The organism is Enterobacter sp. SST3, from assembly GCF_000286655.1.
Classification (GTDB): domain Bacteria; phylum Pseudomonadota; class Gammaproteobacteria; order Enterobacterales; family Enterobacteriaceae; genus Enterobacter; species Enterobacter roggenkampii.
Map to the genome: position 1 here is coordinate 1 of NZ_ALNS01000011.1, position 26,521 is coordinate 26,521.

At 56.1% G+C, this 26,521-nt stretch carries 23 protein-coding genes and 1 pseudogene; 12 read left to right on the forward strand and 12 right to left on the reverse strand.

Features of this window, described 5'->3' with window-relative positions:
* Positions 1–188: pseudogene (locus tag B498_RS16335) on the forward strand (LysR family transcriptional regulator); the annotation flags it as partial.
* Here B498_RS16335 and B498_RS16330 read toward each other — a convergent pair.
* The 3 genes from B498_RS16330 to B498_RS16320 all read right to left on the reverse strand — a co-directional run bounded on the left by B498_RS16330 (position 163) and on the right by B498_RS16320 (position 3,840).
* On the reverse strand, positions 163–951 hold the full coding sequence (locus tag B498_RS16330; RefSeq protein WP_008500287.1) for a substrate-binding domain-containing protein: 789 nt from the start codon (positions 949–951) through the stop codon (positions 163–165). The pseudogene B498_RS16335 and the gene B498_RS16330 sit on opposite strands and share 26 nt — an antisense overlap.
* Complete coding sequence (locus B498_RS16325) at positions 948–2,261, reverse strand: MFS transporter (protein ID WP_008500288.1); 1,314 nt, start codon at positions 2,259–2,261, stop codon at positions 948–950. Before B498_RS16325 ends, B498_RS16330 begins: the two co-directional genes overlap by 4 nt.
* 280 nt (positions 2,262–2,541) lie before the next feature.
* Complete coding sequence (locus B498_RS16320) at positions 2,542–3,840, reverse strand: serine hydrolase domain-containing protein (protein WP_008500289.1); 1,299 nt, start codon at positions 3,838–3,840, stop codon at positions 2,542–2,544.
* Positions 3,841–3,946: 106 nt separating this feature from the next.
* On the opposite strand from B498_RS16320, the gene B498_RS16315 reads away from it, so the two are divergent.
* A complete protein-coding gene (locus B498_RS16315; RefSeq protein ID WP_008500290.1) occupies positions 3,947–4,840 on the forward strand; it encodes a LysR family transcriptional regulator in 894 nt (297 codons plus the stop codon).
* Here B498_RS16315 and fumA read toward each other — a convergent pair.
* A complete protein-coding gene (fumA, locus tag B498_RS16310) occupies positions 4,829–6,478 on the reverse strand; it encodes a class I fumarate hydratase FumA (RefSeq protein ID WP_008500291.1) in 1,650 nt (549 codons plus the stop codon). The genes B498_RS16315 and fumA overlap by 12 nt on opposite strands.
* Before the next feature lie 52 nt (positions 6,479–6,530).
* Positions 6,531–8,039 carry an anion permease gene (locus tag B498_RS16305; protein WP_008500292.1) on the reverse strand — a complete coding sequence of 503 codons (1,509 nt, stop codon included), beginning with the start codon at positions 8,037–8,039 and terminating at the stop codon, positions 6,531–6,533.
* Between the two features lie 608 nt (positions 8,040–8,647).
* On the opposite strand from B498_RS16305, the gene B498_RS16300 reads away from it, so the two are divergent.
* Entirely contained in the window at positions 8,648–11,428 is a 2,781-nt protein-coding gene (locus B498_RS16300; RefSeq protein ID WP_008500294.1) for a flavocytochrome c, read from the forward strand.
* Between the two features lie 94 nt (positions 11,429–11,522).
* Positions 11,523–12,485: an FAD:protein FMN transferase gene (locus B498_RS16295; protein ID WP_008500295.1), complete on the forward strand. Its 963-nt coding sequence runs from the start codon at positions 11,523–11,525 to the stop codon at positions 12,483–12,485.
* Here B498_RS16295 and dcuR read toward each other — a convergent pair.
* Both dcuR and B498_RS16285 read right to left on the reverse strand, forming a co-directional pair.
* Positions 12,466–13,185, reverse strand: a complete 720-nt coding sequence (gene dcuR, locus B498_RS16290; RefSeq protein WP_008500296.1) for a two-component system response regulator DcuR — start codon at positions 13,183–13,185, stop codon at positions 12,466–12,468. The genes B498_RS16295 and dcuR overlap by 20 nt on opposite strands.
* On the reverse strand, positions 13,182–14,798 hold the full coding sequence (locus tag B498_RS16285) for a sensor histidine kinase (RefSeq protein ID WP_008500297.1): 1,617 nt from the start codon (positions 14,796–14,798) through the stop codon (positions 13,182–13,184). Before B498_RS16285 ends, dcuR begins: the two co-directional genes overlap by 4 nt.
* Positions 14,799–14,963: 165 nt before the next feature.
* Here B498_RS16285 and B498_RS16280 point away from each other — a divergent pair, with 165 nt between their 5' ends.
* A complete protein-coding gene (locus B498_RS16280; protein ID WP_008500299.1) occupies positions 14,964–15,827 on the forward strand; it encodes an N-acetylmuramic acid 6-phosphate etherase in 864 nt (287 codons plus the stop codon).
* 56 nt (positions 15,828–15,883) lie between these two features.
* Here the strand turns inward: B498_RS16280 and ompC are convergent, their stop codons facing one another.
* Entirely contained in the window at positions 15,884–17,047 is a 1,164-nt protein-coding gene (ompC, locus tag B498_RS16275) for a porin OmpC (RefSeq protein WP_008500300.1), read from the reverse strand.
* Between the two features lie 284 nt (positions 17,048–17,331).
* On the opposite strand from ompC, the gene B498_RS16270 reads away from it, so the two are divergent.
* From B498_RS16270 to B498_RS16260, 3 genes are all read left to right on the forward strand, one after another.
* Positions 17,332–18,033: a phosphohydrolase gene (locus tag B498_RS16270; RefSeq protein ID WP_008500301.1), complete on the forward strand. Its 702-nt coding sequence runs from the start codon at positions 17,332–17,334 to the stop codon at positions 18,031–18,033.
* 61 nt (positions 18,034–18,094) lie between these two features.
* The gene (locus B498_RS16265; RefSeq protein ID WP_008500302.1) at positions 18,095–19,510 is read left to right on the forward strand and encodes a DNA cytosine methyltransferase; all 1,416 of its coding nucleotides are present in this window, start codon (positions 18,095–18,097) and stop codon (positions 19,508–19,510) included.
* A complete protein-coding gene (locus tag B498_RS16260) occupies positions 19,491–19,982 on the forward strand; it encodes a very short patch repair endonuclease (RefSeq protein WP_008500303.1) in 492 nt (163 codons plus the stop codon). Before B498_RS16265 ends, B498_RS16260 begins: the two co-directional genes overlap by 20 nt.
* Here the strand turns inward: B498_RS16260 and yedA are convergent.
* Positions 19,954–20,868 (reverse strand): drug/metabolite exporter YedA, encoded by a 915-nt coding sequence (yedA, locus tag B498_RS16255; protein ID WP_008500305.1) that lies wholly within the window; start codon positions 20,866–20,868, stop codon positions 19,954–19,956. The genes B498_RS16260 and yedA overlap by 29 nt on opposite strands.
* 178 nt (positions 20,869–21,046) lie before the next feature.
* On the opposite strand from yedA, the gene B498_RS16250 reads away from it, so the two are divergent.
* From B498_RS16250 to dgcQ, 3 genes are all read left to right on the forward strand, one after another.
* A complete protein-coding gene (locus B498_RS16250; RefSeq protein WP_008500306.1) occupies positions 21,047–21,958 on the forward strand; it encodes a DUF808 domain-containing protein in 912 nt (303 codons plus the stop codon).
* Positions 21,959–22,036: 78 nt separating this feature from the next.
* Positions 22,037–22,219, forward strand: a complete 183-nt coding sequence (locus B498_RS16245) for a YodC family protein (protein WP_008500307.1) — start codon at positions 22,037–22,039, stop codon at positions 22,217–22,219.
* A gap of 73 nt (positions 22,220–22,292) precedes the next feature.
* Entirely contained in the window at positions 22,293–23,993 is a 1,701-nt protein-coding gene (gene dgcQ / locus B498_RS16240; RefSeq protein WP_008500308.1) for a cellulose biosynthesis regulator diguanylate cyclase DgcQ, read from the forward strand.
* Here dgcQ and B498_RS16235 read toward each other — a convergent pair.
* Positions 23,978–24,778 carry a mannosyl-3-phosphoglycerate phosphatase-related protein gene (locus B498_RS16235; RefSeq protein ID WP_008500309.1) on the reverse strand — a complete coding sequence of 267 codons (801 nt, stop codon included), beginning with the start codon at positions 24,776–24,778 and terminating at the stop codon, positions 23,978–23,980. The two genes, dgcQ and B498_RS16235, sit on opposite strands and share 16 nt — an antisense overlap.
* Positions 24,779–25,079: 301 nt before the next feature.
* Positions 25,080–25,307, reverse strand: coding sequence for a YodD family peroxide/acid resistance protein (yodD, locus tag B498_RS16230; protein ID WP_008500310.1), 228 nt, complete (start codon positions 25,305–25,307; stop codon positions 25,080–25,082).
* 136 nt (positions 25,308–25,443) lie between these two features.
* Between yodD and dsrB the strand changes: the two genes are divergently transcribed.
* Entirely contained in the window at positions 25,444–25,632 is a 189-nt protein-coding gene (gene dsrB, locus B498_RS16225) for a protein DsrB (RefSeq protein WP_008500312.1), read from the forward strand.
* Between the two features lie 107 nt (positions 25,633–25,739).
* Here dsrB and rcsA read toward each other — a convergent pair whose 3' ends face one another.
* Entirely contained in the window at positions 25,740–26,363 is a 624-nt protein-coding gene (gene rcsA / locus B498_RS16220; RefSeq protein WP_008500313.1) for a transcriptional regulator RcsA, read from the reverse strand.
* Positions 26,364–26,521 lie beyond the last annotated feature (158 nt).

A 26,521-nucleotide genomic window follows, 5' to 3' on the forward strand; every position in this document is an offset into this window, starting at 1 on the left:
GGATTGGCATCGCTGCCGTTCCCGCCATGTCAATGCCGACCTCTGAGCACACGCTGTTGACGCATCTGCCGCTGGTGGCGCCGGAAGTGAAACGCACCGTTGGGCTTATCCGGCGCCGGGGGCGCATCCAGTCTTACATTGCGGCTGAACTGGAAAAGCAGATCACCGAGCAGTATCGCCGGACGTAACGGGGATCATCCCCGTCTTCTCGATGACGGCGCGTGAGGGCGGTGAGGCGAGATAGGTCAACAGCGCTTTCCCCTCGTCAGGGTGTTCAGCGTGACGAGTGACCGCACCCGCGAAGCGCGTGATGTATTGCACATTGTCAGGGATTTTCCCGACAAAGGTGACGCCCTGAACCGGCAGAAGCTCGCTAACCTGCTGGAAACCGACGGCGTATTTTCCTTTAGCCACTTCTGAGGCGACCGGAATGCGCTCGACCATTGTCGCTTTATCGGCGACCTCCTTTTCAATGCCCAGCTTTTTGAACAGCCCCTGGCTGACGTACCTGCCGCTGGCGCTGTCAGAGTAGGCGATGGAGCTGGCCTGCAGCAGCGTTTCACGCAGTTTCGCGTCGCTGCTGATGTCCGGTATATCCGCTCCTTTTTTTACCACCATGCCGACGGGAGAGTCCGCAAGTTCCGTTCGCGAACCCGGCCGGGTCTGGCTGGCCTTTTCGAGCTTCTCCAGCGCATCGCCCACCATAATCACCACGTCGGCCTTCTCGCCGCGCGCGAGCCGGTTTGGGATCGCCTGCGGCGTATTGCCCATTGAGGGGCCGGGGATGACCACAAGTTTATCCCCGGTCTGGCGTTCATATTCCGGGGCCAGCTTTTCAAGGGCGGCTTTGAAGCCGCCGGAAATCATGACCTTCACGTCCTGGGCAAAGGCATTGACGCTCAGTAACATCAGCACCAGCGCGCTGGCGGTATAGCGAGACGTGCGTTTCATGCGGCCCCCTGTGACTTGACGGTATTTTGCAGCGACATCGCGCGACGGCGGTAGAGGTAGAGCGTTGCCAGCAGGGCACATACCGCAGCGAAGCTCATCCAGTAGCCCGGCGAGGCTTTGTCACCGGTGTATTCAATCAGCGCGGTGGACATCACCGGGGTAAAGCCACCGAACACCGCCGTTGCCAGGCTGTAAGCCAGAGAGAACCCTGCTACGCGGACTTCAGCAGGCATAATTTCCGTCAGCGCCGGGATCATCGCGCCGTTATAGAGGCCGTAGAGGAAGGAGAGCCACAGCAGCACGCTCAGCATCATCGAGAAGCTGGGCGCGTTCGCCAGCAGCGTCAGGGCCGGGTAGCTGGTCGCCAGCGCCAGCAGGGTCATGGCAATCAGCACCGGCTTGCGGCCAAAACGGTCCGACAGGGCACCGCCCACCGGCAGCCAGATGAAGTTAGAGATCGCCACCAGCAGCGTGACCAGCAGGCTGTCTGACGCGCTCAGCATCAGCACCTTTTTACCAAAGGTGGGCGCATAAACGGTGATCAGATAAAAGGCCGTGGTGGTCATCGCCACCATCAGCATGCCCGCGACCACCACCTGCCAGTTCGCGAGCAGCGTTTTAAAGACCTGGCGCATCTCCAGATGATGGCGGCGCGCGCTGAACTCTTCCGTCTCCTCCAGCTTGCGGCGCAGGAAAAAGATAAACGGCACGATTAAACAGCCGAACAGGAACGGGATGCGCCAGCCCCATTCGCGAATGGCGCTCTCTTCCAGCACCGCGTTCAGCGCAAAGCCCATTGCGGCGGCGACCATAATGGCGACCTGCTGGCTACCGGACTGCCAGCTGGTGTAAAACCCCTTGCGGCCCGGCGTGGCGATTTCCGCGAGATAGACCGACACGCCCCCAAGCTCCGCGCCGGCGGAAAAGCCCTGCAGCAGACGGCCCGTCAGCACCAGCAGCGGCGCCCAGAGACCAATACTTTGATAAGACGGGATCAGCACGATCAGGAAGGTGCCTGCCGCCATAATGGAAAGCGTCACTATTAGCCCTTTGCGGCGGCCAACCTTGTCAATATAAGCCCCCAGCACAATGGCGCCGATTGGACGCATCAAAAAGCCCGCGCCGAAGACGGCAAAGGTCATCATCAGCGACGCAAATTCACTGCTCGCCGGGAAGAACGTGTGGGCGATGTAGGTGGCATAGAAGCCGAACAGAAAGAAATCGAATTGCTCAAGAAAGTTGCCGGACGTGACGCGAAGTATCGCGCCCGCCTTCGACCGTACGGTTGCAGGTGAGGTTGAGGAAAACATGGTTATCTCCAGTTTATTGTTGACGTTTTACGCGTCTGTTTCTGAAAACTGGATCAGGATGAGGAATTAGATAAGCGCAAATGCCGCATCGACTGATGCATTTCTTGCATGAATATAATCCGGCGAATAAATACAATTAATGGCAACAATAACTTAACAAAATGTTGGCTTTTTATTCACCAATATTCTGTAAGTCTCTGATATTGCGATTTTGTGATGTGGCGCAGAGGCGCGTTTCAGAATGAGCCGGGTAACCGCGTCATTACCCGGCGGAGGCCATTTAGCGCAGCGCCCTGGCAATCGCGCTAAACATCAGAGAGGCTTCCAGCGGCTGGGCGCTGAAGGACGGTTCCGCCTGCGGCCAGGTAGACCACTGGACGATGACCAGATTTTCCTTCGGGTTCACCACGATCATCTGTCCGAAAATGCCCAGCGCCCAGAGCGAACCTTTCAGCGAATCCTGTGCCGTCGGCTCTACGCCCGCGGCGTTGGCGGGCACTTCATTGTTCCACCACTGGTAGCCGTACAGCCCCTCGGGATGGGCGTCTGAGACCGAGCCTTTGGCCTTCGTCCAGCCTGACGACTGCCGGATCCAGTTTTCCGGCAGGATGGTCTTACCGTTCGGTAACGTACCGTTGTTCAGGATAAATTGCCCGAAGCGTCCCCAGTCCTCCAGCGTGGCGTTAAAGCCGTGCGCGCCGACGTCGTGCTGGCCTTTGCTGTAGGCATGCCACACGCCGTCGCTCGCCATGCCGTAAGGCTGCCAGATGCTTTTCTCCAGATAGGCTGCGAGCGTCATGCCGGTGGCCCGCTCCAGCACGTCACCCAGCAGCCAGGCGCCGCCCGAAGAGTAAGACCAGTTCTCTCCGGCCGGGTGCGCCCTGCGCAGCCCCTTCACCAGCTTGCGCACGCAGTCATAGGTACCCGGCTTCGCCTCGCACTCGGTGAGCTGCGCGAAGTCGGATTTAGGGTTGGTGTAATCCTCGTTCCAGGCCACGCCGGAGGTATGGGTGATAAGCTGCTTAAGCGTCACGCCGTCCCACGCGGTGCCTTTCAGGTCGGGTTCATACCGCGTGATCCGATCGTCGAGCGAGTGAATTTTTCCCTCTTTGAGGGCCACGCCCACCAGCGCCGATACCACCGATTTCCCAACCGAGCGCGAGGTCCAGAGCGTCGAGTCGGTATTGCCCTCTCCAAGATACTTCCAGGCGATTTTGCCGTCCTTCAGCACCAGCATGCCGCTGACGTTCTGCCGCTGGAGGTAGTCCTTAAGGCCGAAGCGCCTGCCGTTGACCTGATAGTGTGCGTCCGTGAGCGGCTTGTCCGACATTTCCAGCGGCACAGCGTTACCGTGGCGGAAAACATCCCCGGTGTAGTTGCGGTAGTCATTGCGAAAGCCCACCACGCGATCGGCCTGACTCCAGGTGAGCATCTTATGGGTGTCAGGCAGCGTGGTGTCGAAGGGGGCAGGGCAGGCGCTGAGGTCGGTGCCTTTACAGGCCGCCACTGCCGCAGGGGAGATCAGGGTGCTGAAGACAAGGCCCGCCAGCAGGGCATGGTTTACTTTTCTGTTTTTCATATCCGTCTCTTACATGTTAAGAACGGCTTCAGTTTAAAAACCCCGGGGCTATAATAAAAAACGCGTAGTGGGGGAAAATCCCCCTAAAAAACAGAGGGAGCGTAGCGTGGCTGGACTGATTTACTCTTTTGCACAGCTCGAGGCATTTACCGCCGTGGCCGAGAATGGGAGCCTCAGTAAAGCCGCGGTGGCGCTGAAGAAGGACCGCACGACGCTTCGCGATCTGGTTGATTTTCTTGAGGATGGGTTAGGCTATGCGCTGTTTATTCGCGACGGCCGCACCCTGCGGCTCACGCCCGAAGGGGAACAGCTTCAGCGCCAGGCGCACCTCCTGATGCGGCAGGTAAAAGCCTTTGAGGCGTTTGCCAGAGAGGTGCCGCACGGTGCGACGCAGGACCTGACGCTGGTCTACGATCCTTTTACGCCCAGAGCCTTTCTTCACGGGGTGATTGCTGAAATGGCGGTGCGAAAAATCCGCCTCAGCCTTATCTGCGCCTCGCGGGATGAATCGGAACGGCTGCTGGCGAATAACGACGCGGATCTGGCCATCTGCCAGGCGCGCAACCGCAGCGTGGGCAACGACATGGAGTGGCGTGCCCTGGGGGCCATCGAGATGGATTTTTATGCCGCCAGCGGGCTGTTTGCGGACAGTGCTTCCCCTCTGTCGCTGCTCGATCTCTCCCTGGTACCTCAGCTCGTCATGCACCCCGCCTCGGACGAGCCGGTGGCGCGCCGCCTGCAGATTTCCGGGCATACCCTCTTTACCAATGAGCCGGAGATGCTGCGCGGTCTGCTGGAGCGCGGCTGCGGCTGGGGATTCTTACCGACGCATTTTCACGCCGGGCAGTGGCAAAACGTAAAAAGGCTGCACACCGAAGTGGGCAGCCAGGGGATTGGTCAGACGATGGTCACCATCTGGAAGCCGGGGAGCGACAAGCGCAGCACAATCGCTGAAACGCTGTCGCTCTTGCCGGACGTATGGAAGCACTCAGCGCTGTGAACAGCCTTTACACTGCTGGTTCTGGATCTGCTGGAAGAAATCGTTGCCTTTGTCATCCACCAGGATAAACGCCGGGAAGTTCTCGACCTCGATCTTCCAGATAGCTTCCATGCCTAGCTCAGGATACGCCACGCACTCCAGGCTCTTGATGCTGTTTTGCGCCAGCACCGCCGCCGGGCCGCCGATGCTGCCCAGGTAGAAACCGCCGTGCTTATGGCAGGCGTCCGTCACCTGCTGGCTGCGGTTGCCTTTGGCCAGCATGATCATGCTCGCACCGTGGGACTGCAGCAAGTCCACATACGAATCCATGCGCCCTGCGGTGGTTGGGCCGAGGGAGCCAGACGCGTAGCCTTCCGGCGTTTTGGCCGGGCCCGCGTAGTAAATCGGGTGATCTTTAACGTACTGCGGCAGCTCTTCACCGTTATCCAGCAGCTCTTTCAGCTTCGCGTGGGCGATGTCGCGCGCCACGATAATCGTCCCGTTCAGCGACAGGCGGGTAGAGACCGGATACTGAGACAGCTGCGCCAGGATCTCATTCATCGGCTTGTTCAGATCGATGCTGACCACGTCGCCTTCGCCCTGCTGGCGCAGTGACTCCGGAATGTACTGACCCGGGTTGTGCTCCAGCTTCTCGATCCAGATCCCGTCGCGGTTGATTTTCGCTTTGATGTTGCGGTCCGCGGAGCAGGAAACCCCCATGCCGATAGGGCAGGAGGCGCCGTGGCGCGGCAGGCGGATCACGCGGATGTCGTGGGCGAAGTATTTCCCGCCGAACTGCGCGCCCAGGCCGAGGTTCTGGGCTTCCTGGAGCAGCTCCTGTTCGAGCTGAACGTCGCGGAACGCCTGGCCGTGTTCGTTGCCTTCCGTCGGCAGGGCGTCGTAGTAGCGGGTGGAAGCCAGCTTCACGGTTTTCAGCGTGCTTTCCGCCGAGGTGCCGCCAATCACGAATGCGATATGGTATGGCGGACAGGCCGCCGTCCCCAGGGTACGCATTTTCTCAACCAGATAGTTTTTCAGCTTCGCCGGGGTGATCAGCGCTTTGGTTTCCTGATACAGATAGGTTTTGTTGGCAGAACCGCCGCCTTTTGCCATGCACAGGAATTTGTATTCATCGCCGTCAACGCTGTAGAGATCGATCTGCGCGGGCAGGTTGGTACCGGTATTCACCTCTTTGTACATGTCCAGCGCCGCATTCTGCGAGTAGCGCAGGTTGTCTTCAATGTAGGTGTTATACACGCCCTGGCTCAGGGCCGCTTCGTCACCGCCGCCGGTCCAGACGCGCTGGCCTTTTTTACCCATGATGATTGCGGTGCCGGTATCCTGGCAGGTGGGCAGCACGCCCTTGGCCGCGATCTCGGAGTTGCGCAGGAACTGCAGGGCAACGTACTTGTCGTTCTGGCTGGCTTCCGGGTCGTTGAGGATGGCGGCAACCTGCTTCTGGTGGGAAGGACGCAGCATAAATGCGGCGTCGTGGAAGGCCTGCTGCGCCAGCAGGGTCAGCGCTTCCGGCTCCACTTTCAGCACTTCCTGGCCTTCGAACTCGGCAACGGAAACGTGCTCTTTGGTCAGCAGATAGTATTCGGTGTCGTCGTGCGCCAGTGGGAAGGGGTTTTGATAAAAAAACGGTTTGTTTGACATAGCTTGCTCCAAAAAAATAAAACCGCCGGAGGAGAAGTCCGGCGGTCAGGAATCAGAACATCATGGACATCCACGGATAGCCAATCAGCAGCAGGGCCGCCAAGAAGATGGCACCGAAGATGGTGCCGAGGCGCCAGTAGTCTTTGGTTGGCAGGTAGCCGCTACCGTAGTAGATCGGGCTTGGGCCAGTGCCGTACGGGGTGATGATCCCCATCACGCCCAGCGAGGTCACCATCAGCAGAACAAACACTTCCATATTCATGCCCGGGATGGTGGAGGCGATGGTCAGCATCGCTGGCAGCAGCGCCGTGGTGTGCGCGGTGGTGCTGGCAAACAGGTAGTGCAGCAGGTAGAACGCCAGCAGCAGGACGATGGTCGCTACGCCCGGAGAGATACCGCTCATCAGCAAACCGCCTTCTTTACCTAACCAGCTGATAAAGCCGGTAGAGGAGAGGCCATCTGCCAGCGCCACCAGGGTGGCGAACCAGACGAAGGTGTTCCACGCGGCTTTATTACCGGTGATGTCGTTCCACTCCAGCACGCCGGTCCACAGCATCAGGCCGACGATGAGCAGGGCAGCCATAGCCGGTTCAATCCACGCGGCGGCAAAGATCCACATCAGCAGCGCACAGCATACGAACACCAGCAGCAGGATTTCATTGCGGGACAGTTTGCCCAGTTTTTCCAGTTCACGGGTCGCCCACAGCGGCACTTCGTTGTTTACCTTCACTTCAGGCGGGTAGAACCAGTAGGCCAGCAGCGGCATGGCCAGAATCAGCAGGATACCCAGCGGCAGGAAGGCGAGGAACCAGGTCCCCCAGGAGATATCGATTCCAACCGTACTTTTCACCAGCGCCAGGGCCAGCAGGTTCGGCGCAAGTGCGGAGAGGAACATTGAGCTGGTGATACAGGCCGCGGTGATCGCCACCCACATCAGATACGAACCAATCTTACGCGCGCTTGGGTCGTTCGGTTTTGAACCGTACAGCGGCGGCAGGTTAGCGATGATCGGGTAGATGGTCCCGCCGCTGCGCGCGGTGTTGGACGGGGTGAACGGTGCCAGCAGCAGGTCAGCAAACGTAATCGCGTAACCGAGCGTCAGGCTGCGACGGCCGAGGTATTTCACCAGAATCAGCGCCAGACGGCGGCCGAAGCGGGTTTTGTCATAGCCTGCGGCGAACATAAAGGCACCGAAAATCAGCCAGACGGTAGAGTTACCAAACCCGCTCACCGCCCATTTAAAGGAGGCGCCCGCCAGCTTGAATTTCGGATCAGCCAGCTGTTCAGGGCTAAACAGCACCCACTGGCTGCACAGCGCAATGGCGACCACGCCGGTGAGACCGATCACCGCGCCCGGCAGCGGTTCGAAGATCAAACCGACGATCACACCAACGAAGATAGCGAAATAGTGCCACGCGTAAGGAGGCAGGCCTTCCGGTACCGGAACAAACAGCAGCAGTACGGCGACGATGACGGGCAGTGCCATCATCAGCAGACGTTTTGCGTTTCCATTTGATGCCTGGTTCGCCACAGGGGGCGTTACAGCAGTTTTTGTATTCATAGTTTCACGTCTTAAGTTGTCAAAGATTCGGTCGTAATGAAAAACAAAATCACTTTCTTAAGTTTCTTTGCTTTTTTTAGTTATTAAAGGTGCGATTTTGTATTTTCAGTAATAGCAATTTAACGCTTTTATGGAGGCGCTAAATTAAAAATTGATGATGTTTTTATATTGCGCTTTTGGATGCCATAACTATTGATCGCGATCAAAAAAATAGAATTGCAGCGTTATTTTTATGCTTTTATTAATAACCACTCTGGCGTATGTGGGTATTCCCTTTTTATTGGTTTATTTTATCATTTTTGTAACATTTTTATTTTCTGTGATTTTATATATGTTTGTTTTGTTGGGTGTTTTTAGTTAGTTGGGGAAGTGGTTTTACCAATCATTATTTAACGAATTTTAAATTATTGTGAATGGCTAAATGACATTCGCTAACACCAATGTGTTAATTGTGTTATTGCAGGGATTAAATAGTTTTTTAACTAACGTAATAACTTTAGAAACTAAAAAAATCATTATATTAATATCATGACATCGGCAAATAACGACGAACTAAAAAATTAATCCGATAACGAATTCTTAATTTTAAAAAGTTTGGAGTTTCAATTATGAGCACTAACGAACGTATTCTTAGCCCCTTCACATTACCGAATGGCACTGAACTGAAAAACCGTTTGTTAATGGCCCCTATGACCACCTGCACCGGCTATTACGACGGCACCGTCACGAGCGAACTGGTGGAGTACTATCGTGCCCGTTCCGGAAGCATCGGCACCATCATTGTGGAGTGCTGCTTCGTCGACGATCTCGGTCTCGCCTTCCCGGGCGCGATCGGGATTGATAATGACGAGAAAATTGCCGGGCTGGCGAAAATCGCGGAGGCGATCAAATCCAAAGGATCTAAAGCCCTGCTGCAGATCTACCACGGCGGCCGCATGGTCGACCCGAAACTGATCGGTGGCCGTACGCCGGTTGGCCCAAGCGCTGTTGCCGCGCCGCGTGAGGGCGCAGCAACGCCAGTGGCACTGACTGGCGAAGAAGTGGAAGGCATGATCGGCAAGTTTGGTGAAGCGGTGCGCCGCGCCATCCAGGCCGGCTTCGACGGCGTGGAAATCCACGGGGCAAACACCTATCTGATTCAGCAGTTCTATTCGCCAAACTCTAACCAGCGCGATGACGAGTGGGGCGGCAGCCGCGACAACCGCGCGAAGTTCCCGCTGGCAGTAATGGATATCACCCACAAAATGGTGCGCCAGTACGCGGACGACGCCTTTATTATTGGCTACCGCTTCTCTCCTGAAGAGCTTGAAGTGCCGGGCATCCGCTTTGAAGACACCATGTACCTGCTGGAAAAACTGGCGGCTCGCGGCGTGGACTACCTCCACTTCTCCGTCGGCGCGACCCTGCGTCCTTCCATTGTTGACACCCAGGACCCGACGCCGCTGATCGAAAAATACTGCGCGATGCGTTCTGAAACGCTGGCTCAGGTACCGGTGATGGGCGTGGGCGGCGTGGTGAATGCCGCCGATGCCAATGAAGCGCTGGACCACGGTTACGACCTGATTGCCGTTGGCCGTGCCACCATCGCTTACCCGGACTGGACCGACCGCATCGCGGCCGGGGAAAATCTGGAGCTGTTTATGGACAGCACCCAGCGCGAGGCGCTGAACATTCCTGAGCCGCTGTGGCGCTTCTCGCTGGTGGAAGCGATGATCCGCGACATGAGCATGGGCGAATCGAAATTCAAACCGGGCATGTTTACTGAGAAGGTGCAGGACGACGCGAACGAGTTGGTGATTAACGTCAGTCTGGAAACTGACCGCATTGCAGACATCGAGCTGGCCTCTGGCCCGAGCGAAGACGTTGAGTTTGTCACCAGCTTTGAAGAGATCCGCACCCGCATTCTGGATGCCAACACCCCGCACGTGGATGCCATCACCGGCGCCACCAGCCAGAGCGAGGCGGTGAAGAAAGCGGTCTCTAAAGCGATGCTGAAATCCAGCAAAGCGCTGGCCGCGGAAGAGGGCGTTGACCCGAACGAAACCCGCAGCGTGGACGTGGTGGTTGTCGGCAGCGGCGGCGCCGGTCTGGCGGCGGCGATTCAGGCGCACGACGAAGGCGCGAGCGTGCTGATTGTTGAGAAAATGCCAACCATCGGTGGGAACACCATTAAAGCCTCTGCCGGGATGAACGCCGCAGAAACCCGCTTCCAGCGCGTGAAGGGCATTCAGGACAGCAAAGAGCTGTTCTACCAGGAAAGCCTGAAAGGTGGCGGCAACAAGAACAACCCGGAACTCCTGCACCGCTTCGTTGAGAACGCGCCGCAGGCGATTGAATGGCTGGCAACCCGCGGCATCATGCTGAACGACATCACCACCACCGGCGGGATGAGCATTGACCGTACCCACCGTCCAAAAGACGGCTCAGCGGTCGGCGGCTACCTGATCAGCGGCCTGGTGCGTAACGTCAACAAACGCAACATCGAGGTGATGCTGGATACCTCCGTCAGCGAGATCATCTTCGAAAACGGCGAAGTGACCGGCGTGCGCCTGACCACCGAAGAGAACGAAACCCTCACCGTGGCAGCGAAAAGCGTGATTGTCGCTACCGGCGGCTTCAGCGCTAACAGCCAGATGGTGGTGAAATACCGCCCTGACCTGGAAGGGTTCGTTACCACCAACCACAAAGGGGCGACCGGTGGCGGCATCGCGCTGCTGGAGCGTATCGGGGCAGGGACGGTTGATATGGGCGAGATCCAGATCCACCCAACCGTTGAGCAGAAAACCTCGTACCTGATTTCCGAATCCATCCGCGGCGGCGGGGCGATTCTGGTCAATCAGAAAGGGGAACGCTTCTACAACGAAATGTCGACCCGCGATAAAGTCTCGGCGTCAATCATCGCCCTGCCGGAGAAATACGCGTACATCGTCTTTGACGAGCATGTTCGCGCCAAAAACAAAGCCGCGGATGAGTACATCGCTAAAGGCTTCGTGACCAGCGCCAGCTCGCCAAAAGCGCTGGCGGAAGCGCTCGGCATGGATTACCACGCTTTTCTGGCGACCCTGGAACGTTACAACGGTTTCGTTGAAAAACAGCACGATGACGACTTTGGACGTACCACCGCGCTGCGTGCGCCAATCAATGAAGGGCCATTCTACGCCATTCAGATTGCACCGGGCGTGCACCACACCATGGGCGGCGTGACCATCAACACCGAAACCTGCGTGCTGGACAGCAACCACAACGTGCTGCCAGGTGCGTTTGCGGCCGGTGAAGTGGTCGGCGGGATCCACGGCGGCAACCGTATCGGCGGTAACGCAGTGGCAGATATCATCATTTTTGGTACCCTTGCAGGACATCAGGCGGCTCTGCGTTCGAAAAAGATGTAAGGCACCTGCTTCCCAGGCCGGATACGCACAGCGCTATCCGGCATTTTCCCCGGCGGCGCGGAGCTTGCCGGGGCTACTTCTGAGGACTCCTGCCATGCCTGATAGCCATCGCGTTTACAGCTACTCCGCCGTTCTGATGGGCTCGCCCATCCTCCTGAAACTCTTCTCCCATGACGAAGCCCTCGCGTCCCGCGTGTTTCGTCTGATCAAACAGTACGAAGATCTGCTCACCGTTAACCGCGCGCACTCGCAGGTAATGGACATTAACCATGCGGCGGGCCAGCATCCGGTCACCGTCAGTCGGCCGGTGTTTGATCTGATCCGCTGTGCAAAAGCGGCAAGCTTGCTCAAGGACAGCGCCTTTAATCTGGCGATCGGTCCGCTGGTGAAGCGCTGGAAGATTGGCTTTCAGGGGGACAGCGTTCCGCCTGCCGATGAAATCGCGTCGCTGCTGGCGATAACCCGGCCCGAGGATGTTCTCCTTGATGAGGCCAGCAGCAGCGTGTTTCTGACCAGAGCGGGGATGGAGATCGATCTGGGGGCGATTGCCAAAGGCTATATCGCCGACCGGGTGCGGGATTACCTGCATAAAGAGGGCGCGGAGCTGGGGCTGATTAACCTCGGCGGCAACATTCAGACGTTAGGCTCGCCGGAAGGGGGCTGGAGCGTCGGGCTGAAAAAACCGTTCGCCGGAGATGCGCTGATCGGCACGATGATCGTTGAGAACGTGTCCGTCGTCACGTCGGGAACGTACGAGCGCTATTTTGAACAAGACGGCAAACGCTATCACCACATCCTCGATCCGCGCACCGGATATCCGCTGGACAACGAACTGGACAGCGTGACCATCATTTCGAAAGATTCCATCGACGGCGATATCTGGACCACGCTGATGTACGGCATGGGCGTGGAGAAGGGCTGTGCCGCGCTGCGTGCGCGCCCCGACATTGAGGCCATCTTTGTGACCAAAACAAAAGAAGTGGTGTTCTCTTCAGCACACCACTTCCGCTTTACCCTGCTGGATGATACCTACCGCGTTACTGACAGTATTGCTTGAGCAGGCCCGTTTGCTCCGGCTGGAGACGGTAGCGATACACCGGACGCCCGGTGGCGCCGTAGTGAATGCTGGTGAACAGAATATTGATTTGCGCCAGCCAGATCAGGTATTTGCGGCAGGACACGCGGGAAATATTGACCGCGTTTGCCAGATCGTCGGTGGAAAACTCCGTCTCGGGGTGAGCGTCAATCCACTGGCAAATCGTGCGCAGCGTTTGCGGCGTTAACCCTTTCGGCAGCTTTTTGCTGTCCGCCAGTTCCGGCGCCCCGCCGTGGATCAGCCGGTCGACGTCCGCCTGCTCGTAATACTGGTGCGACCCCATCAGGCTGTGCTTTGCCTTCCAGCCGTTCAGCGCCTCTTCAAAGCGTGGGAACTGGAACGGCTTTATCAGATAATCCACCACGCCGTAATGGATGGAGGTCTGGATCGTCGCGGCGTCGGCGGCCGAGGAGATCATGATCACGTCGATTGGGCGGCCGGATGCGCGAATCACGGGCAGCAGATCCAGCCCGTTATCCTGCTGCATATAGACATCCAGCAGCACCAGATCGACGGGCTGGCTGGGGTTATTAATGATGGCCTCGGCCTGGCTTAGCGTGGAGGCGACGCCGCAGCAGCTAAAGCCTTCAACACGGTTGACATACAGACGGTTGAGGTCGGCTACCATGGCGTCATCATCGACAATTAACACATTTATCACGCGATTTTCCTCTCGCTATCCCAGGGGATGTGAACAAAAAATTGGGTAAATACGCCGGGCTCAGACTCGACGGAGATATCGCCGCCAAGGTTCTGAATCTGCTGGCGAGCAAGGAACAGCCCAACGCCGCGGTTTTCACCTTTTGTTGAGAAGCCCTTTGTAAAAATAGACTCCAGCTGAGTGGGATCAATGCCGGGGCCATCGTCGCTGACTTCACAGCTGAGCCAGCCATTCTGATAATGCAGCAGCAGGCCGATCTCGCCCTCCTGCTGTCCTTCCATCGCGTCGAGCGCGTTTTCAATGAGGTTGCCCAGCGCGGTGATCAGCACCGCGACCTGCTCTTCACTTGCGGTATCCGGTATCTGGCTTTCATCCGCCAGCGTCAGGGTGACGCCCGCTTCTTTCGCCCGGTTGATTTTACCCAGCAGGAACCCGGCAACCACCGGGGATTTTACCTTGCTCTGTATCGTACCGATATCCGTCTGGTAATGATGTGCCGTCTGGAGAATGTACTCTTCCAGCTTGTCGTAGCGCTTAATATTCAGCAGGCCGAGTATCACATGCAGTTTATTCATAAACTCGTGGGTGTGGGCGCGCAGGGCATCGACGTAGTTAACCATGCCGTCCAGACGCTGCATCAGCTGGCTGACTTCCGTTTTATCACGGAAGGTGGTAATGGCGCCGATCACCCGATCCTGACTTTTCACGGGGACCATGTTGCACAGCAATAGTCGACCGTTGCAGCTGATCTCCTGATCCTGGCGTGCGACGCCCGTCTTCGAAACGTCACGCAGGCTGGCCAGCAGGGGCGCGCTGGTGTTTTCGGTCTGCTTGCCGGCGGGGAGAAGCAATATTTCTCTGGCGGTCTGATTAATCATCGTCACGCGCCCGTGTATATCAACGGCCAGAACACCCTCGCGAAGCGACTGCAGCATCGCCTGGCGCTGTTCGAACAGGGCGGAGATTTCGTAGGGTTCGAGCCCGAACAGAATGCGCTTCAGAACCCGCACCAGACCCCAAATCGCCATAGAACTCATAAAAATACTGAACAAAATGGTCCAGACGGCGTTTAGCCGCCCGCGAGCGATCTGCTCTTCAACCTTATTCAGGGAGATTCCGACGACCACCACGCCAATCTGCTCGTGCTGGGCATCGTAGACGGGCGTAAAAACGCGCAGCGCTTCGGCGAGCGCGCCCCGGTTAACCGAAACGTTCTCTTTGCCTTCCAGCGCGGGGGTTAAATCGTCACCGATAAAATGCAGCCCCAGCAGCGCCTCATTCGGGTGAGAGTAGCGGATCCCGCGCATATCAGTGACCACGGTGAACAGCAGATCGTTTCGCTTCGTCACCGCCTGGGCGATGGGCTGAATAATGTTCTCCTGCGGTGCCTGCATCAGGCCGCGCTGGATCTCGGGGCTGTCGGCGAGGGTGCGGGCAATGCCGAGCGCGGTGTCTTTGACATCATCGCGCGTTGCGCGGGTGATCTGCACCGAATAGAGCGCAAAAACCACCAGCAAAACTGAACCGATAATCGCGCACACCATCAGCGTGACCAGCGTATTGAGTTTCATGGGGCGCTTGCGCGTCGGAAGGAAAGGCTGCAAATCGCTCATCAATACTCCGCGATGATTAAGTAAGAGGGTAATTATCGCCGATGACGCGCTTTTCTTAAAGCCATGTAAAAGCGTGGATTTGGTCCTCTTTTCGTGACCCTCCTCGCATGTCATCTATATAAAACACTTTATAGTGTGTGGGTACTCATAATAAGGAGGCTGTTTATGAGCATTATGCTTACCGGTTCGGTCAAGGAAAGACGGCACGCCAGCACGATGAATATCGATAGATTGTCCACGCTGGACATGCTGAAAGTCATTCACCAGGATGATGCACTCATTTCTGCTGCTATCACCCCTTGTTTACAGACGATTGCCCGTGCGGTGGATAACGCTGCCGCGACCCTCAATCACGGTGGTCGCCTGGTCATTGTCGGGGCGGGGCCGTCTGGTCGCGTCGCGCAACAGGTTGCCGATGACTATGCGCCGGGCAAAACCCCTGTGATGGCCGTAACGGCACAAGAGGGGGAAGGGAGCTACGAGCGCGGCGTTTCCGACCTGCAGGCCATTAAATTTGGTGAACACGATATGATGCTGGCCGTGACCGTCAGCGGAAAAACGCCGTGGGTCTGGGGAGCGATGCGGCATGCATGGTCGCTGGGTTCGCCGGTCGCCGTGATTACCGGTGATGCGCAAAGTGAAGCCGCGCAACTGGCGAGTATGGTTATAGCCCCCGAACTGGGTGCCGATGTGGTGGCCGGCTATCTCAACACCAAAGCGGGGATCGCGCAAAAAATGATCCTCTCGATGATCGCTACCGGGCTGGCCGTTCGAACCGGGCGCGTATACAGCAACCTGCGGGTGGATCTTGAGGCAAGCAACACCAAATGGGCCGAACGTCAAATCGCCATTGTAATGGAAGCGGGGGGATGCTCCCGGGCGGAGGCAAAAGCGGCGCTGGAGAGCTGTAACCATCACTGTAAAACAGCGGTATTGATGGTGCTGACAGGGCTGGATGCGTGGAAAGCTCATGAGCTGCTGGCGCAGAATAACGGGTTTATCCGCGTGGCGCTGCAGGAAGCGCCGTAATACGTACCGTTAAGAAATAAAAAAGGCCGCAGATGCGGCCTTTGGTATTTTAGAGGTTAGAACTGGTAGGTCATACCCACACCAACGATGTCGTCGGTGGAAATACCGTTGGCTTCGTAGAAGCTTTCATCGTTGTCCAGCATGTTGATTTTGTAGTCAACATAGGTAGAGAAGTTCTTATTGAAGCTGTAGGTCATACCCAGGTCGATGTAGTTAACCAGGTCCATGTCTCCATGCTGACCCTGAGGGTTACTGGCGTTGCCTGGATAGGTCATGTCCTTGCCCTTAGAGTAAACCCATGCCAGGGATGGACGCAGGCCGAAGTCGAACTGGTACTGTGCAACCGCTTCGAAGTTCTGAGTCTGATCCGCGATACCATAATCACCATAAGGCGTCATGTTGCGGGTTTCAGCGTACATCATCGCCAGATAGACGTTATTGGCGTCGTATTTCGCGCCGAGAGTCCACGCTTCAGCTGTTTTACCGCTCGCATAATGCGCGCTGTATTGGCCTGCCGCTTCCTGTTTGTTAGTACGGTCAGAAGAGGAATACGCCGCCCCCAGGCTCAGACCGGAGAGATCGCCAGAGAAGTCATAGGAGGTAGACATACCGAAGCCGTCACCGTTCTGGAAGCGTACATCTTTATGACCATTTTTCGTGCCTTCCTGGTCTTCTTGAGCAAACTGATCTTCATTTGCGCCCTGATACTGCAGCGCGATATTCAGACCCTCAACCAGACCGAAGAAATCACTATTACGATAGGTAGCCAGACCGTTAGCACGGCCAGTCATAAAGTTATCAGTCCAGGTGTAGGAATCACCGCCAAATACAGGCAGCATATCGGTCCACGCTTCAACGTCGTACACGACGCCGTAATTACGGCCATAATCAAATGAACCGTATTCGCCAAATTTCAGGCCAGCGTATGCCAGACGGTTAAAGGATTTATCACCCGCGCCTTCGGTATCGTTAGCGTAGGTTTTATATTCCCACTGGCCGTAACCGGTCAGGTCGTTAGTGATCTGGGTTTCGCCTTTGAAACCAATCTGTACATAGGTTTCATCGCCGTCGTCGCCAGGGTTGTCAGAGAAGGTATGACGCGCATCAACCTTACCGTACAGGTCAACTTTATTGCCGTCTTTGTTGTACATTTCAGCCGCATTTGCTGCGCCTGCCATTAATAACGCGGGTACAAGAATTGCCAGAACTTTTCTTTTCATTATATATTCCCTTTAGAGATAATTTATATGAATATATGTAATTACCCTCCGTAATTACAGGGTTGATACTATTCCAGGAGATGTGATTTAGTTTCAAAAATAAATGTAATAAAATTCGATGAAATATTTCAAATTATTTCTATAAATCTCTTTATTTTTCCAGTGAATTAATTAATTGAATTTATAAGGTGTAATTATTATTAAATATTTCGCATTTCTATTTTTTAATTTATTTAATTTGGCTATGTTATAATTCATCCTCTTTTTAACAACAGGACATGACGATGGAACTGGCCCGGTGGCAGCATGGCTTTGAGCGCTGGCTCAAGGAAAATCATCAGAACGACGATACCGCACATGATATTTCGCATTTTCGACGGGTCTGGATGACGGCGCAAAAAATCATGGTTTACCACACGGTCGAGCCGCGGGTGATTCTGGCCGCATGCTATTTCCACGATATTGTCAGCCTGCCGAAAAATCATCCCGAACGCAGGCAGTCGTCAAGGCTCGCCGCGCGTAAGACGAGCGACATTCTGCGCCGCGACTTTCCGGACTTTCCGCCAGAGCATATTGCCGCCGTCGCGCACGCGATTGAGGCGCACAGCTTTAGCGCCGAAATCGCGCCGCAGAGTATGGAAGCCAAAATAGTGCAGGACGCTGACCGGCTGGAAGCGTTAGGTGCTATCGGCCTGGCGCGCGTTTTTGCCGTCTCGGGCGCGCTGGGCGTGCCGCTATTTGACGCGGACGATCCCTTTGCCGATGCGCGATCCCTCGACGATAGGGCATTTGCCCTCGACCATTTTCAGACCAAGCTGCTGCGTTTGCCTGATACAATGCAGACGGAAATGGGCCGCGAACTGGCACGTCACAATGCCGATTTCCTGATCCAGTTTATGGCGAAACTCAGCGCCGAATTACACGGCGACTGCCTCGGGCTGGATAGCCAGGTGCTGAGCCGCTTCCGTCGCAGTTTGCGCAACTGAACTGTGGTAATCTGTTCCCAGTCTTTACTCTCCGGTTAAAAGAATGCAGGAAAATCGAGCAGTGAAAGAGCCCGCGCCCGCGCAGGCTGAGAAATCAACGGCAACGGTGCAGGCCTTACTGCGCCAGCTGTTGGATATCTATGATGCTAAAACGCTGGCCAGTCTGCTGGTGGCGCACGGCGAAAGCCACTGGAGCCCGGCGATCCTTAAACGTCTGCTGACCAGCGAGCGAGCAGGGCGTCGCCTGAGTGAAGGCGAGTTTCGTTATCTGCAAAACCTGCTTCCGCGACCTTCTGCCGCGCACCCGAACTATGCCTTCCGGTTTATCGATCTGTTTGCCGGTATCGGCGGTATTCGGCACGGTTTTGAAGCTATCGGCGGACAGTGCGTATTTACCAGCGAGTGGAACAAGCACGCCGTGCGGACCTATAAGGCCAACTGGTACTGCGACCCGCACGAGCATCATTTCAACGCCGATATTCGCGATGTCACCCTGAGCCATAAAAGCGGCGTGAGCGATGAGGAGGCCGCCGAGCATATTCGTCAGATGATCCCCGCGCATGACGTGCTGCTGGCCGGCTTCCCGTGCCAGCCTTTTTCGCTGGCCGGCGTCTCCAAGAAGAATGCCCTCGGACGCGCCCACGGTTTCGCCTGCGATACGCAGGGAACGCTGTTTTTTGACGTGGCGCGCATTATTGACGCCCGTCGTCCGGCCATTTTTGTACTGGAAAACGTCAAAAACTTAAAAAGCCACGACGGCGGGAAAACCTTCCGCATTATCATGCAAACGCTGGATGAGCTGGGTTATGACGTGGCCGATTCAGAGGACATGGGCGCGGACGATCCTAAAATCATTGATGGGAAACATTTCCTGCCCCAGCATCGCGAACGTATCGTGCTGGTGGGCTTCCGCCGCGATCTCAATCTGAAGGGGGATTTCACCCTGCGGGATATTCCTTCTCTGTATCCCGAGCGCCGTCCTACCGTGGCCGACCTGCTGGAACCGGTCGTCGACGCGAAATTTATCCTGACCCCGGTGCTGTGGAAATACCTCTACCGCTATGCCAAGAAGCATCAGGCGAAAGGCAACGGCTTCGGTTTTGGGATGGTCAACCCGAACGATCCGCACAGCGTCACCCGCACGCTGTCTGCTCGCTACTATAAAGACGGCGCGGAAATCCTGATCGACAGAGGCTGGGATAAAGCGCTGGGTGAAAAAGATTTCGACGATCCGCACAACCAGCGTCATCGCCCACGGCGCTTAACGCCGCGGGAATGCGCCCGGTTGATGGGCTTTGAAACGCCGCAAGGCTACGGTTTCCGCATTCCGGTTTCAGACACCCAGGCGTACCGCCAGTTTGGGAACTCGGTCGTCGTTCCCGCGTTTGCGGCTGTCGCAAAACTGCTGGCTCCGCGCATCAGACAGGCGGTGGCGCTACGCCAGAGTGAGGCCGTCAATGACGGACGTTCACGATAAGGCCACGCGCAGTAAAAACATGCGTGCCATCGGCACGCGTGACACCGCCATTGAAAAGCGCCTGGCCGCGCTGCTGACGCAGGCAGGGTTTGACTTTCGCGTGCAGGATCCCGCGCTTGCGGGGCGCCCGGATTTCGTCCTCGACGCCTGGCAGTGCATCATCTTTACCCACGGCTGTTTCTGGCACCACCACGACTGCTACCTGTTTAAAGTCCCCGCGACGCGCACCGATTTCTGGCTGGATAAGATTGGTAAAAACGTCGAGCGTGACAAACGGGATCTCTCAATGCTTATTGCGCAGGGCTGGCGGGTGCTGATCGTCTGGGAGTGTGCGCTGAGAGGCAGACTAAAGCTGAACGATACCGATCTGCGCGAACGGCTGGAAGAGTGGATCTGCGGCGGCGGCCAGACCGCGCAGATCGACACGCAGGGTATTCACCTGCTTACGGTTTCTCCACCTCACAAGGCGTGACCACCGGTTTTGCCGGCAGCAAATATTTGCCCAGCGTGACCAGCACGACGGCGAACACGATGATCCCTAAAGCAATCCATTCCACAAGCGAGAGCGTTTCTCCTCCCAGGCCTGTCCCGAGCAGCACGGCCACGACCGGGTTAACGTAGGCGTAGCTGGTGGCGACCGCAGGGGAGACGTTGCGGATCAGGAACATATAGGCGTTAATGGCGATGATAGAGCCAAACAGCGCCAGGTAGCCTACCGCGAGAAAGCCCGACAGGTCCGGCAGCGCGGTCAGCTTTTCTCCCGTCAGGGTGGAGGCCAGAAGCAGGACAATCCCCGCGGCGAGCATCTCAATCGCACCGGCCATCATGCCGGTCGGCAGTTCGATACGCGACCCGTAGACGGAGCCGAACGCCCAGCTCATCGAGCCGATCAGGATAATCACCGCGCCCCACGGATTCCCGCTCAGGTTGCCGCCGCTGTTGAGCAGAACAATGCCGGCCAGCCCAATCCCAATCCCCAGCCATTCCAGCTTGCGGGTGCGGATGCCGAAAAGACGGCTGAAGCAGAGGGTAAACAGCGGTACGGTGGCAACGACCACGGCGGCGATCCCGGACGGGACGTTCTGGTGCTCGGCAATCGTCACAAACCCGTTCCCCACTGCCAGCAGCAGCAGGCCGATCAGGGCGGCATTCAGCATCGGGCGCAGCGGGGGAAGCTTATGCCCGCGCAGCATCAGGAAGGCCAGCAGCAGGATACCCGCCGAAAGGAAGCGGATACCCGCCATCATCAGCGGCGGCCAGCTTTCCACGCCGATGCGAATGACAAAGTAGGTTGAGCCCCAGATGATGTACAGCGAAAAGAGTGCCCCGATGAGCGGTAGCAATTGCCGGAAACGCATAATCTCTCACGTCGAAATAAAAAGGTCGCTGATAGTAAACGCGAAAACTATCGCGCTGGCGAGCCCTTTAATTGTGTAGCTGATGTGAATTTTTTGTTGACGTAAGGTGCCTGTTTCCGGGTTTGCGCTTTTGCTCCATACTATTCACTTAATTACCAAAAAATGAAGGATTAAGATTTTGGCAGGAAGTAGCTTATTAACATTGCTGGATGATATAGCCACCCTACTGGACGACATTTCAGTGATGGGGAAACTGGCGGCGAAGAAAACCGCAGGCGTGCTGGGCGATGATTTATCGCTTAACGCGCAGCAGGTGAGTGGGGTGAGGGCAAACCGTGAACTGCCGGTGGTGTGGGGCGTGGCGAAAGGCTCCTTCCTGAATAAGGTGATCCTGGTGCCGCTGGCGCTGCTGATCAGCGCCTTTATCCCCTGGGCCATCACGCCGTTACTGATGATCGGTGGGGCATTTCTCTGCTTCGAGGGCGTGGAGAAGGTGCTGCACTCCTTTAGCGCGCGCAAGCAGAGCGATACGCCGGAGGTGCGCCAGCAGCGTCTTGAAGCGCTGGCCGCGCAGGATCCGAAAACCTTCGAGCGCGATAAGGTCAAAGGCGCCATTCGTACCGACTTTATTCTGTCTGCAGAAATCGTCGCGATTACGCTGGGCATTGTCTCTGACGCGCCGCTCCTGAATCAGGTCCTGATCCTCTCCGGCATCGCGATTCTGGTCACCGTGGGCGTGTACGGTCTGGTGGGACTGATCGTCAAGCTGGACGATATTGGCTACTGGCTGGAAGAAAAGTCGAGCGCGGTGGCAAGAGGCATCGGCAAAAGCCTGCTGGTGCTGGCGCCCTGGCTGATGAAGAGCTTGTCGGTGGTGGGAACGCTGGCGATGTTCCTCGTAGGCGGCGGAATTGTGGTTCACGGCATTGCGCCGCTGCACCATGCCATCGAACATTTCTCCTCCACGCAGGGGGCCGTTATCGCGGCGATTCTGCCCACGCTGCTGAACCTGGTGCTGGGCTTTATCATTGGCGCTATCGTCGTTGCGGCGGTGAAGCTGGTTGAGAAAATTCGCGGCACGTCGCACTAATTGTTACCGTCGGCAGGATGCAAAAAGACCATTCCTCGTCTAAATTGAAACAGTTTCACCCTGATACAGGAGGCAGGTATGGTCTTTTTGGTCAGTGATGAAGTTAAGCCTAAAAAGGGCGGCCCACGTATGATCGTCACCGGGTATTCCAGCGGAATGGTGGAATGCCGGTGGCACGATGGCTATAGCATCAAGCGGGAAGCATTCCGTGAAGATGAGCTTCAGCCGGGGGACGGGCAGCACAAACGGGACAAGGCTTAATCACATAACGCCCGGCTTTGCCGGGCGTTTTTATCTCAGGTTTCGGGTATAGAGCAGTAATCAGGGAGTGTGTGTGCAGCGCGATACCTTTGTTGTAAGACAAACTTTTTTGCAATGGCTGCATAAGCGTAGCAATCCGGGGCGGATTGTTAATCTCTGTTTTCTGATCGTTCTGGTGTTTTCCACGCTCCTGACCTGGCGTGAGGTGGTGGTGCTGGAAGAGGCGTACATCTCCAGCCAGCGCAATCATCTGGATACGGTGGCCAGTTCGCTGGACAGGCAGTTACAGAACAGCGTCGACAGGATGCTGTTATTCCGCCAGGGCATGCATGATGCAATCGAGACGCCGCTGGCCTTTGATGTCCTACAGGACGCGGTGTCACGCTTTAACACCGTCCGCATGCTCCCCACCTGGCAGCTCGCCGTTGATAAAAAGCGCACCCTTCCCATCAACGGGGTCTCGGATGCGTTCGTGGATAAAACCACGCTTCTGAATCGGGACGCTGAGCGCATCAGTCATGAAATTTCTGCCGCGCTCGAAGTGGGGTATCTGCTCAGGCTGGCGTCATCGAGAGCGCAAACGGAAGCGCGGGTGATCTACGTCTCCCGCGCCGGATTTTTCCTTTCCACGGATACGCCGGATCGGGCGGGTGATATTACCGCCCGCTATTATAATCTGGTCACGCAGTCCTGGTTTACCCAGCAGTCAGAGCGTAACAACCGCGCCCGCGCCGTGCGCTGGTTTATCTCCACGCCTTCATCCTGGACCGGGGATGAACGCACGATCACCGCCAGCGTTCCCATCTATTTCGATCATTACTGGTACGGCGTCGTGGCGATGGATTTTACATTAGACACGATGCAGCGTTTGCTGACCGACGCGACGGAAGACCGGACGGAGGGGGAGTATCAGCTGTACGATACCCGGCTTAATATGATTGCCACCTCGGCCCACGCGGGAAGTCCGGTTAACCAGTTTGACGAACGCGAAACGGCGCAGATTGCCCAGGCGATTGAGCATGATACCGGCGGCGGTATCCGCCTCGGGAGCCGGTTTATCACCTGGGAGCGGCTCGATCATTTCGATGGCGTCGTCCTGCGGATCCACACCCTGCACGAAGGGGTGCAGGACGACTTCGGCAGTATCAGCATTGTGCTGGCGCTGCTGTGGGCGCTCTTTACCGCCATGCTGTTGATCTCGTGGCTGGTGATCCGTCGGATGGTGAGTAACATGTATACGCTTCAGCACTCGCTACAGTGGCAGGCCTGGCACGATCCGCTGACCCGATTGAATAATCGCGGCGCGCTGTTCGATCGAGCAAAATTGCTGGCGGAAACCTGTCGTCAGCAGTCTCTGCCGTTCTCGGTGATTCAGATCGATCTCGACTATTTTAAAAACATCAACGACCGTTTCGGCCATCAGGCCGGTGATAAGGTGCTTTCCCATACGGCAGGCGTGATTGCCAGCGCGTTACGCAAGAATGACGTGGCCGGACGCGTCGGTGGCGAAGAGTTTTGTGTGGTCCTTCCCGGTCTTGGTCTGGAGGAGGCGAGAGGCGTCGCCGAACGCATTCGTTGCCGAATCAACAGTAAGGAGATCCTGGTGAAGAAGAGCACAACCCTGCGCATCAGCGCGTCACTGGGCGTCAGCAGCGCGGATGAAACGTGCAATTACGATTTTGAACAGCTGCAGTCCGGGGCGGACGCCCGGCTGTATCAGGCCAAGCAGAGCGGGCGTAACCGGGTTGTGTGGCGGGATCAGGACAGGAAATGATCCAGCCCCTCCTGCCAGCCCGCAGGCCCGGGCTGTTGGGTGTGATAGACCCGCGCGGGGTTATCGTCCCGTAGCGTGATGCCCTGGCGGTTAATCCCCTTGATCACCACCGCGAAGTCCATGCTGTCGAGCAGCGGCGCATCGTTGGGACCGTCGCCGAGCCCTAGCGTGGTGGGTTCAATGTCTTCCTGCTCGCGATACCGTTCAATCAGCCAGTTAACCGCCACGTCTTTACCGCAGCGAGCGTCCAGAATATGCCAGAAGCGCGCCCCCTGCAGGCATTGCAGGCCGCTGTGCGCCAGTTCCTCTTCAAACTGAAGCAAGTTCTCGTCGGTATCGCGCCAGATCAGCGTGACGGAGGCTTCGTGCTTGCGGGCAAGCATCGAACGGTAGCGCGTCAGTCCGGTCCACTCGCTAATAACGTGCTCATCCACATCGTCAAAGGTGGTGAATTTAAAGCCCGTCTGCAGGCGAATCTGCTCGATCCGCGGACGAATATCCCGGTGCGTCATCCCTGTAATCTGACGCTGGATAGTGTCCCAGCGCACGTCAGGCTGAATCACCGCGCCGTTCTCGGCAATAAACGGCAGGCCTTCCAGCCCCAGATCCTGCTGAATATCCAGCATCTCTGCCGCGGTTTTGCTGCTGCAGAGAATGATCGGAATCTGGTTATCCTGCAGCCTGTCCAGCCAGGGCATGGCGGGTTGCCAGTCATAGGTATGAATATCCAGCAACGAGCCATCCAGGTCGGAAAAAATCAGCAAGGTATCCCGCAGTGAAGGCATAGTGACTCCCGGTGACGGATGCGTTTCGTTCTAAGAAAATTCCTAAAAAATATCCGGATTGTTAACCGGAGAAATGAGAGTATTCCCTGGAAAACCCGCATTCGGCGTATGTTATTGCTCATAACCAAAAGCATTATGTTAAAAATATTATATTCATCCTAAGAATATATGCTTGTCAGACAAATTCGTTGGGGATAGTGTGGCATGTACATCAGATTTCCTGGTGTAACGAATTTTCAAGTGCTTCTTGCATAAGCAAGTTTTGATCCCGGTCATCCCCATGACCGGGATTTTTTTCGCCCTAACGATTGGCTTCCGACACGCTAAAGTCGTGAATATCGAGCTCGAAGGCCTCGGCCAGCTCGCGATAGGTGTGATAATCCCTTCCGTTGACAATGACGCGGTCCGAATTGTCGTCCGAGCGGCGGACTTCTGACTCACTGATCTCATTGATGGCGGCCAGCAGGGCATCGACATCCACCTCGACTTCGCGCTTGATGGTATCGCTGTACTCTTTATCGGTCTTCATTGCGGGACTCCTCTATCAACCTGCAAACGTGTCTAGGGATAAGTATAGCCTGTGCATAAAAACGCCATTCACGCCGGGCGGCGATGTGCGTTTTTGCGTTTTGTTCTACACTGGCTCAAAACCAGAGGAGGAATGTATGAAGGTCAACGATCGGGTAACCGTTAAAACGGACGGTGGGCCGCGCCGCCCGGGTGTGGTGCTGGCAATTGAAGAGTTTAGCGAAGGTACAATGTACCTGGTATCACTGGAAGACTACCCGCTCGGCATTTGGTTTTTTAACGAACTGGGGCATCCGGACGGGATTTTTGTAGAGAAAGCAGACTAGCACGGCGTCGGGTAGCACATTGCGTGCCCGACACCCGCTGTAAAAGCAAAAATCTCTGGCCAGGCCAGAGATCAAAGGTAGGGTGCACAGGGTCTTTTCTTAAGCGACTAACGCATGTTGACGAAAATCCCGTTCGTCACATTATCGGTCAGGCGTACCACGTGGTAGATCACTTGCTTATTATGCGTTTTAATTTTCCGTTTAATATTTCCTTTGTGTGATGAAACGGTTTTCGCTTTAATATTCATCTGGTCGGAGATCTGAATAGTTCCTTGTCCCGCCATCCACATTCGCAGCATACTTGATTCAGTCCTGCTTAATGATAGGGTGGGTAAGTTAACCGCTCCTACATTTTTAACTTCTTTATTCAAATAATCACCCAAAATGTCATCCAGCGACTCGGGTTTAATCGATTTAGAACTGATCAATAAATTTTTACGGACCAACAAATACTCATCGAAATGGATATTCGCGATCGCCATAAAAACAATAAACAGGGTTTTTGGATGCTGATTAATGATTTGCTTAATGTGCTGACTGTTGGCTGGATCGTGAATGAAACAGTCCTCATTAATAAACACCACGCCTGGTTTTAGTTCGTCACAAGCGGCTGCGAGTTCGTCAACGGTGTGTGCATCGTTGATGTCTCTCTTTCTTACCCCTCTGCTTGCCAGGTACCCGGTTAACCCTAGCCGGGTGTAGCTGCATAAATCCATAATGATCGTTGACATGGCATACCCTCACTCAATGCGTAACGATAATTCACCATCTGCCTGAGAGCTCAAAACAGCCATACGGGATGGAAAAAAATAATAAACCTGTGAGCATGACAAAGACTTTCAGGCGGACTCACTATCCCGTAAAGTTACGTATAATTTGCCAGGAATCT

Bases quoted from the DNA above. Each gene is read 5' to 3' on its own strand.
- B498_RS16330 (WP_008500287.1), bottom strand. From the start codon at position 951: ATGAAACGCACGTCTCGCTATACCGCCAGCGCGCTGGTGCTGATGTTA.
- yodD (WP_008500310.1), bottom strand. From the start codon at position 25,307: ATGAAGACCGATAAAGAGTACAGCGATACCATCAAGCGCGAAGTCGAG.
- B498_RS16285 (WP_008500297.1), bottom strand. From the start codon at position 14,798: ATGAGCGATTTGCAGCCTTTCCTTCCGACGCGCAAGCGCCCCATGAAA.
- B498_RS16320 (WP_008500289.1), bottom strand. From the start codon at position 3,840: ATGAAAAACAGAAAAGTAAACCATGCCCTGCTGGCGGGCCTTGTCTTC.
- B498_RS16325 (WP_008500288.1), bottom strand. From the start codon at position 2,261: ATGTTTTCCTCAACCTCACCTGCAACCGTACGGTCGAAGGCGGGCGCG.
- B498_RS16295 (WP_008500295.1), top strand. From the start codon at position 11,523: ATGCCTGATAGCCATCGCGTTTACAGCTACTCCGCCGTTCTGATGGGC.
- B498_RS16260 (WP_008500303.1), top strand. From the start codon at position 19,491: ATGACGGACGTTCACGATAAGGCCACGCGCAGTAAAAACATGCGTGCC.
- rcsA (WP_008500313.1), bottom strand. From the start codon at position 26,363: ATGTCAACGATCATTATGGATTTATGCAGCTACACCCGGCTAGGGTTA.
- B498_RS16245 (WP_008500307.1), top strand. From the start codon at position 22,037: ATGGTCTTTTTGGTCAGTGATGAAGTTAAGCCTAAAAAGGGCGGCCCA.
- dsrB (WP_008500312.1), top strand. From the start codon at position 25,444: ATGAAGGTCAACGATCGGGTAACCGTTAAAACGGACGGTGGGCCGCGC.
- yedA (WP_008500305.1), bottom strand. From the start codon at position 20,868: ATGCGTTTCCGGCAATTGCTACCGCTCATCGGGGCACTCTTTTCGCTG.
- fumA (WP_008500291.1), bottom strand. From the start codon at position 6,478: ATGTCAAACAAACCGTTTTTTTATCAAAACCCCTTCCCACTGGCGCAC.
- ompC (WP_008500300.1), bottom strand. From the start codon at position 17,047: ATGAAAAGAAAAGTTCTGGCAATTCTTGTACCCGCGTTATTAATGGCA.
- B498_RS16280 (WP_008500299.1), top strand. From the start codon at position 14,964: ATGAGCATTATGCTTACCGGTTCGGTCAAGGAAAGACGGCACGCCAGC.
- B498_RS16300 (WP_008500294.1), top strand. From the start codon at position 8,648: ATGAGCACTAACGAACGTATTCTTAGCCCCTTCACATTACCGAATGGC.
- B498_RS16235 (WP_008500309.1), bottom strand. From the start codon at position 24,778: ATGCCTTCACTGCGGGATACCTTGCTGATTTTTTCCGACCTGGATGGC.
- B498_RS16270 (WP_008500301.1), top strand. From the start codon at position 17,332: ATGGAACTGGCCCGGTGGCAGCATGGCTTTGAGCGCTGGCTCAAGGAA.
- B498_RS16305 (WP_008500292.1), bottom strand. From the start codon at position 8,039: ATGAATACAAAAACTGCTGTAACGCCCCCTGTGGCGAACCAGGCATCA.